The sequence below is a fragment of the Deltaproteobacteria bacterium RBG_16_64_85 genome, assembly GCA_001798885.1.
In the GTDB taxonomy this organism is placed as follows: domain Bacteria; phylum Desulfobacterota; class Deferrimicrobia; order Deferrimicrobiales; family Deferrimicrobiaceae; genus FEB-35.
The window spans coordinates 1-6,906 of sequence record MGQW01000095.1 but is presented as its reverse complement, the minus strand read 5'-3'; the positions used below and the strand labels follow the sequence as shown (position 1 = coordinate 6,906).

The following is a 6,906-nucleotide window of genomic DNA, read 5'->3' as shown; positions in this document are numbered from 1 at the left end:
CGGCGAAGGACCTGATCGGAGATCTCCATAATGCCCTGAAAAACATATAATTTTATGCAATGAATGAAATGCCGGGGACAATCGGTGACTTGGGGGACCGACAATGATCCGCTGATGAATCGGAACTGGATTCCGCAGAAAGCGAACAGGTTCAGACAATTTGATTTCGGGTGCGGCATCTTGACGTTTTCGATCAAACGGCCCCTTCGCTCCGGTCTCCCGTGCTGATTCGGACGCCAGTCTCCACATTTGTCACATAGATCTTCCCGTCGCCCCGCAGGCCTGTGTGGGCGGTCTTTTCGATATTGGAAACGATCTCCTCCGTCGATTCGTCGCGACAGAAGATCTCGATTCGGACGCGCGGCGTGTAGTAATTCACAAGGTCCTGGGATATTCGCGCCGCGGCGTTCCTGGCCCTCCCGCGGCCGAACCCTCCTACTTCGGAAATGCTCATCCCGGTTAGTCCCGGCAGGTTCTTGAGAGCCGTCGTCATGTTGGAAAGCATGTGAGGCTTGATGAAGGCGATGATCTGCTTCATGTGGAGGTCTCCCTGGAGTCGGTTTTCGATTCGATCCTTGTCTCCCACCACCGGTAGAGGGTGGGAAGAACGACGAGAGTCAGCAACGTAGACGTGATCAGCCCCCCGATGACGACCGTGGCCAGCGGTCTCTGCACCTCCGCGCCGGTCCCTTGGGACAGGGCCATGGGGATGAAGCCTAAGGAAGCGACCATGGCCGTCATCAGGACGGGGCGCAGCCTCACCGCGGCCCCTTTCAGGATGGCGTCGTCCAGCGGAACCCCTATCTCGCGGAGCTTGTTGAAGTAGGAGACCATGACGATCCCGTTGAGCATGGCGACGCCGAAGAGGGCGATGAAGCCGACGGCCCCCGAGACGGAAAGAGGCAGCCCCCGGAGGAAGAGGGATACGATCCCCCCGATGAGGGCGAAGGGGACATTCAGGATGATGAGGAACGCCTGGCGCACCGAGTTGAAGGTGGAAAAGAGCAGAATGAAGATCAAGGCCAGGCAGATCGGGAGGATGACGGAGAGCCTTGCCAAGGCCCGCTGCTGGTTCTCGAACTGTCCGCCCCAGGTAATGTAGTATCCGGGCGAAAGCTTCACCTTTGCCTCGATGGCTTCCTGTGCATCGGCGACGAAGCTGCCGATGTCGCGCCCCGACACGTTGCACTCCACGACGATCCGGCGGGAGCCGTTCTCGCGGGAGATCTGGGCCGGCCCCTCCTCGGTGTAGACCCCCCCAGCTGCTTGATGGGCACCCAGGCTCCGCCGGGGGCGGGGACCAGGATCTCGCCGATTTTCTCCACGTCGTTGCTCAAATGCTCGGGAAACCGGAGGGCGATGGAGAAGCGCCTCTGCCCCTCGAAGAGCTCCGAAACCGGTTTCCCTCCCACGGCGACTTCCAGGACGTCCTGTATGTCGCTCACGTTGATGCCGTAGCGGGCGATGGCCGCCCGGTCGATCTCCACCTGGAGGTAGCCCAGGCCGGAGACCTTCTCCACGGTGACATCGGCGGCCCCCCTGACTTTCTCGATGACCCGGGCGATCTCCTCGCCCTTCGCTTTCAGGGTTTCCATGTCTTCGCCGAAGACCTTCACGGCGATCTGGGACTTCACCCCCGAAACCAGTTCGTCGACGCGCAGGGCGATGGGCTGGGTGAAGGAAAAGGACATGCCGGGGATGTTTTCCAGCCGCTCCCGCATTTTGTCCACCAGTTCCTCCTTGTTGCGGGCCGTCTTCCATTCTCCGCGGGGTTTAAGGTTGACGGAGATGTCGGAGATGTCGATCCCCATCGGGTCGTTGGCGATTTCCGGGCGCCCGGCCCGGGAGACCACCTTCTCCACTTCCGGGAAGGACAGGAGCGCCTTTTCCACGGCGGCGGCGGTTTTCACAGTCTCGGTCACGGAGACCGAGGGAAGGCGGAAGGACTGCACCGTGATGCTTCCCTCGTCAAGGGTCGGCAGGAACTCGCTCCCCAGGAAGGGGACAAGAGCCAGTGCAAAGACCAGGGCGGCGCCGGTGACGCCCAAGGTCTTCCCCGGGTGGGCCATTGCCTTCCGCAGCGTGGGAAGGTATGCCTCCCGGAGGGCGCGGAGAAGCCACGGATCCGTCTCCTCGACGATTCTCCCTTTCAGGAGCAGGGAACAGAGCGCCGGAACGACCGTCACCGTCAGGATCAGGGAGCCCAGGAGGGCGAACCCCACGGTGTACGCCATGGGGGAGAACATCTTCCCCTCCATGTCCCGGAGCGTCACGATGGGAATGTAGACGATGATGATGATCCCGATCCCGAAGACGATCGGACGGGCGACCTCCCGGGCCGATTCGAAGATCGTATGGATGAATCCTTCTCCCTCCTTCCTCTCGGCGAGTTTCCGCATGGTGTTCTCCATCATCACCACGCTGCCGTCGACGATCATCCCGAAGTCGATGGCTCCCAGCGTCATGAGATTGGCGGAAAGCCGGAGCCAGTGCATCCCGAGGAAGGAAAAAAGCATGGAAAGGGGGATGACCAGGGCCACGATGAGGGCTGCCCGGACGTTCCCAAGGAAATAAAAAAGGACGGCCACGACCAGGAGACCGCCCTCCAGGAGGTTGTTCCGGACGGTCCGGATGGTCTTACGGACGAGTTCGGTCCGGTCGTAGTAGGGAACCAGACGGACGCCCACCGGCAGAAGCTTCTGGATGGTCTTGACCTTTTCCTTGGCGGCGGCGACCACCTCCTTGCCGGAGGCTCCCTGGAGCATCATCACGATGCCGGCCACCGCTTCGCCCTTCCCGTCGCGGGTCGTTGCTCCCTGGCGGGGTTCGCTACCGATCCGGAGCTGCGCCACGTCGTCGAGATGGATCGGCGTCCCGTTCCGGGAGGCCACCACGATCCGTTCCAGGTCCTCAAGGCCCCTGGCGAGGCCCAGTCCTCGGACGATGTACTGTTCCTCCCGGTGTTCGATGTAACCGGCTCCGCTGTTGGCGTTGTTCCTCTCCACGGCCTCCATGACGTCGCGGAGCGTCAGGTGGAGGCTCTTGAGCTTCCCCGGGTCGATCAAGACCTGGTACTGCTTCACCTGTCCGCCGAAGGAGTTGACGTCGGTCACCCCGGGGACCGTCCGCAGGATCGGCCGGACCACCCAGTCCTGCAGGGCACGGAGTTCCCGGATGTCGTATTTTTCCCCCTCGACCAGGTACTGGTAGATTTCGCCGAGTCCGGTGGTGATAGGCCCCAGCTGCGGTTCGATTCCCTTCGGCAGCCGCTCGCGGGCCTGCTGGAGGCGCTCGAAGACCTGTTGCCGGGCGAAGTAGATGTCGACCCCGTCCTCGAATACCACCGTGATCACGGAGAGGCCGATCTTGGAGAGGGAGCGGACCTCTTGGAGGCGGGAAAGCCCTCCCATGGTGGTCTCGATGGGGAAGGTGATCTGTTTCTCCACCTCGGTGGGGGCCATTCCGCCCGCCTGGGTGAGGATCTGCACCTGGACGTTCGTGACGTCCGGGAAGGCGTCCACGGGGAGCCTGTTCATGGCCCACAGGCCGGCGCCGACCAGGAGAAGGGTCGCGACAACGACCAGCAACCGCTGTTCCAGCGAGAATCTAAGGATCCTGTCGATCATGGGCCTATTCCTCTCCGAGTTCGCCTTTTTTCAGTTCCGATTTCAGGAGGAACCCGCCCTTGGCCGCATACCGCTCTCCTTCTTTCAGGCCCGCGGTGACCTCCACCCAGCCTCCCCCGTTGGCCCCGGTCGCCACTTCCCTGGGGATAAATTCGGCGTCGTCCCCGGTGATGAACAGGACCTTCTTCCCTTCCAGTTCGACGAGCGCCTCCTCGGGGACCGCCAGCCCCGGGGGGCTGCTCGGGGGGATGGCCAGCTCCACCGTGGCGAACATCTCGGGCTTGAGCTTCCTCCCCGGGTTCGCCACCTCGATCCGCGCCTTTACGGTCCGCGTGGCTTCATCCACCAGGTCCGCGATGTAGGTCACCCTCCCCCTGAAGACGCTCTCGGGGAAGGCCCCGACCTTTACCGCCGCCGGCCGGCCTCTGCCGATCTTCGCCAGGTCCTTCTCGTTGATGTCCACCAGCACCCACACGGAGGAAAGGTCGGTGACCGTGAAGAGGTTTTTCGAAGGGTCCGCCAGCTCCCCGACGATGGTGTGTTTTTCCGTGACAACCCCGGCGATGGGGGAGTGGACGGGGAGGAGGATTCTCTTCTCCTCTATGTGCTCTTCGAATTCCGAGGGCGAGAGGCCGTAGAGCCTCAGCCGTTCCTCGTCGGCGTGGAGCTCGGACATCGCCGTCTGGTATTCCGTTTCCGCCTGCAGGATCTCCTTGCGGGCCGCGATCTTCTTCTCGACGAGCGACTTGATCCTGTCCAGGTTGCTTCTCGCGAGGGCGATCCGGGACCGGGCCTTGTAGTACTCGGACAGGGCTTCCCCCAGTTCCACGCTGTCCAGGCGGGCAAGGACCTGCCCGGCGACGACGGTGTCTCCGAGGCTCGCGCCGACCCACACGATCTTTCCGGGAATCCTGGGGGAGACGTGGGCGATCCGATCCGCGTTGGCCCCCACCTTGCCGGTCGCGACGATGACGCCGCCGAGAGACGCCTTTTTCGCAGTCTCCACGACGACCGCGCGGCTTTGCAGGATTTCCGGTTTCAGACGGACGCCTCGGGTCTGCTTGTCTCCCCCTTCCTTTCCCTCGCTGCCCAGCTCGGTTCGGGCGGCTTCCTCTTTTTCGGCGGTCGCCGCCTTTCCTCCTTTTGCGAGGTGGCTGAACCGGTACGCGAAGGCGCCGCCCAAGACGAGAGCGAGGACGATCCCGACGGCCGCAACAATCTTCGTATTCTTCATTGATTTCCTCCGTTGTCCTTGTTCGAGGCGAAAGCCGTTCCGTCAATTGATCCTTCCGCCCACGGCCGCCGTCAGCCTGGCCAGGGCCGTGTTCCATTGATAGAGGGCCGCCAGGTATCCCTCGTTCGCGTCGAGGAACTTCCGCTGTTCCTCAAGGACGGAAAGGATCCCCACTTCGGCGAGCCGGTAGGCCTCCTGCGTCAGCCGAAGGTTCTCTTCGAGTTGGGGGAAGATGTCGCGGCCGTAGATCCGCAGGGCCTTCTCGGAGGAGGTCAGGCGGGCGAAAGCCGATTCCACCTCCCTATCGACATTCCTCCGGACGAAGAGATACCGGCTCTCGGCGCTTCGCCGTCTCGTTGCGGCTTCCTTTTTTCCCGCCTGGTTCCGGTCGTACAGCGGGAGGGGCACCGACAGCTTGAGTCCCACCAGTTTGTCACGATCTTTCGCCGTGATATCTCCGACATCCAGCGAAGAATCTTCCCGCTCCAGGGAGAGCACGGCCGTCACGTTGGGTTTCCCTTGCGCCTCCGCCAGGTGGATCTCCGCGTCGGCCCTTTCCTTTTCGGCAGCCAGGGCCATGAGGTCAGGTCTCCGGGCAAGCGCCAGAGCTCTTAGGTCCTCGATCCGGGCCGGAAATTCCTTATTTTCAAGCGTGCCCGCAATTCCGATCTCCGGTCCCGTGGAGAGGCCCATCAGGGAAAAGAGTTTCAACCGACTCGGTTCGATTTCCCGTTCCGCTTCCGCCTTGCGTCCCTTGCTCCTTGCCACTTCCACGCGGGCCAGGTTCACTTCCAGCTCCGGGATGTCCCCGGCCGCGAACCTGTCCCGGGCGACCCGCAGGAGTTGCTCGTTGATCTCCACGAACCTCCCGGCCAGCTTTAACCGATGTTCGGCCAGGATGAGATCGTAGAAGGCAACCTTGACCTCCTCGTCAAGGAGCCGTTCCGCGTCGGCGATCCGGTAGCCGTACTCCTCCAGGTCCTTCCCGGCAACCTTGAGCCTCTTGGCCCTTTTTCCGGCGGTCAGGATCTCCTGGGAGTAGGAGGCGGCGGAGAATCTCCTTTCGCCCTCGTTCGCGAAGAGGAAATCGCCGGCGCCCTCGAACTCCAGGGAAGGGTTGGGGAGCAGGCCCGCCCGGATCCTCCCCGCCTCGCGCAGGCCCCTTTCGGCACGCAGCGCCTTGATCTCCCCGTTGTTCTCAAGGGCGTAGGAGAGGACTTCGGGCAGACCGAAGACCTTTTCTGCGGCGAATACCGTCCCGACGTTTATTGTGAGCAGGCATCCCAGCAGAGCCGAAAAAACGGATCGTATGGAAGTTGAAGAACTCAATACGGCCACCTCCTTCGAACTGGTGACAATGTCATTTCGCGACCTCCGGAAAAATCCAACGTCGTCCTTTCCCAGGTCACACACTGGACCGGAAGGGGAAATAACGCCTTGCTCCCGGCGGGGAGCGAGGCGACATGGCGGATTGGGAAAGGCCTGGATCAGAAGAACAGTCGTACGAAGGGCGGCCTGTGGGAGGCCGATGATGGACAAGAACCGTATTCACGAGAAGCACCCCACCGGCCGATTCCAAAATATCATCGCTTCGAACGGGAGTCGGCCAAAGCGACATCACGTACCAGGTTAAGTGCCTGAAATGGTACGAGGAGAACGTTGCATGTGTGAGCAGGCCGGAAAGAGATGGAACATCCACGCAGGGGCCACAATGGGTGCGGCAAGATCCCCCAATGCTGCCGAGTTTCGAGAGGGAAGGTCCGCGGGGGCCGAAGACGGACGAAAAGGGGGCGCAGGTTCCCGTGTCGGCGGCATCAACCGCGATGTGTCCATCGTTTCCGAGACAAAGGACGTTTCTCTCCCCGATTCCGGCTCCCAGCAGGAGGAGGACCGGGAGGCAAATGGCGGCAACCGCGATTTTTACTTTCCGGCGGAGGATGCTCTGCAAAATATCGTGTCCCTTGCTTCTCTGGTTTTTTCGTTTGGTGGTTAGATCCTATCTCCGGTTGCAGCCTTCAGCTCCCGTAGCTGTGGAGGCCGGACAGG

The 6,906-nt window shown here is 62.0% G+C and carries 4 protein-coding genes and 1 pseudogene; 1 reads left to right on the top strand and 4 read right to left on the bottom strand.

The annotated features are described in order from the left end of the window. Positions 1-193: 193 nt before the first annotated feature. The 4 genes and pseudogenes from A2Z13_04405 to A2Z13_04390 all read right to left on the bottom strand — a co-directional run bounded on the left by A2Z13_04405 (position 194) and on the right by A2Z13_04390 (position 6,189). Positions 194-538 carry a transcriptional regulator gene (locus A2Z13_04405; GenBank protein OGP75896.1) on the bottom strand — a complete coding sequence of 115 codons (345 nt, stop codon included), beginning with the start codon at positions 536-538 and terminating at the stop codon, positions 194-196. Further along, positions 535-3,626, bottom strand: a pseudogene (locus A2Z13_04400) (hypothetical protein). The gene A2Z13_04405 and the pseudogene A2Z13_04400 overlap by 4 nt, the downstream one beginning before the upstream one ends. A 4-nt stretch (positions 3,627-3,630) precedes the next feature. Beyond that, positions 3,631-4,860 (bottom strand): efflux transporter periplasmic adaptor subunit, encoded by a 1,230-nt coding sequence (locus A2Z13_04395; GenBank protein ID OGP75895.1) that lies wholly within the window; start codon positions 4,858-4,860, stop codon positions 3,631-3,633. 42 nt (positions 4,861-4,902) lie between these two features. Further along, positions 4,903-6,189 (bottom strand): hypothetical protein, encoded by a 1,287-nt coding sequence (locus A2Z13_04390; GenBank protein ID OGP75894.1) that lies wholly within the window; start codon positions 6,187-6,189, stop codon positions 4,903-4,905. 334 nt (positions 6,190-6,523) lie between these two features. Here A2Z13_04390 and A2Z13_04385 point away from each other — a divergent pair, with 334 nt between their 5' ends. After that, positions 6,524-6,853 (top strand): hypothetical protein, encoded by a 330-nt coding sequence (locus tag A2Z13_04385; protein OGP75893.1) that lies wholly within the window; start codon positions 6,524-6,526, stop codon positions 6,851-6,853. The last annotated feature ends 53 nt before the right edge of the window (positions 6,854-6,906 follow it).